Annotated in this window: 1 protein-coding gene; it reads left to right on the top strand. The window is 44.1% G+C overall.

What is annotated here, in order from left to right:
* The coding region (locus tag R8O11_RS25740) for a PglL family O-oligosaccharyltransferase (protein ID WP_318188795.1) at positions 1 to 783 on the top strand (783 nt) is incomplete at its 5' end.
* Positions 784 to 939: the final 156 nt, after the last annotated feature.

The following is a 939-nucleotide window of genomic DNA, read 5'->3' as shown; positions in this document are numbered from 1 at the left end:
CAGCATGCGCTGAATGAGAACTATCCTGCTGGCTTGCCATCGATGGATCATCCACACAATGAAATGTTGTACTGGGGCGTAGAAGGTGGGCTTCTGCCTGTATTAGGCATAATCCTCGCAATGGGATTGGTTTTACATAGGATTTATCAAGCCAAACGTGGCACACGCCTAGCGTTGCTTGCGTTATTCATTCCTATCGTACTTCACTCTCAGTTGGAATATCCGTTTTATCACTCTCTCGTGCACTGGCTGATTTTCATCATTTTGCTGTATTGGGTCGACCAGCGTGTCTCGCGCTATCGCCAAGTTGGGTTTAGCAAAGTGACCAAAAGTCTGCTACGTGTTTTTAGCTTGGTGATTCCGGCCGTGTTTACCTTCTATATGGTGAGCGCACTACACACGAACTACATTCTGACGAAGTTCGAAACTACGCGACCAACTAACCCTGATATTTTGAATCAGGTAAGTAACCCGGTCGTATGGAAAGACAGATTTGACTGGGACGTTTACAGTACCTTTTTGAATATTGGTCTGTACAAGCAAGATCCAAGTTTGATTCAACCTTATATTGATTGGTCATTGCAGATCATTAAAGATAAGCCACGCCCTGCGTTCTACAATAACTTAATCTTGGCTTATCAAGGACTGGATGACAGCAGTAAAGCAGAACAAATTCGTGCTGAGGCTCAATTCTTATTTCCGAACATCGACTTTAGCCAAGTAAATTATCAACCACCCTCACAAGCCCAATCGGCAACACCTAGCATGTCTGATGCGGAATAGACAAACAAAAAAGCGAAGGACTTCCTTCGCTTTTTTGCTTTCAGCCCAATGATTTTAGGCCCTGTTGGTTATGAGTAATAGAGTTCCAAGCTCTTGAGACGCTCTAATGCGCAACTCTTACTCAGTTAAAGACTCTTCCAGAGCCTTCAAGCACAG

The sequence above is a fragment of the Vibrio sp. 1288 genome (assembly GCF_033344475.1).
The sequence above is the reverse complement of the archived record's forward strand: the minus strand, read 5'-3'. Positions and strand labels throughout refer to the sequence as shown.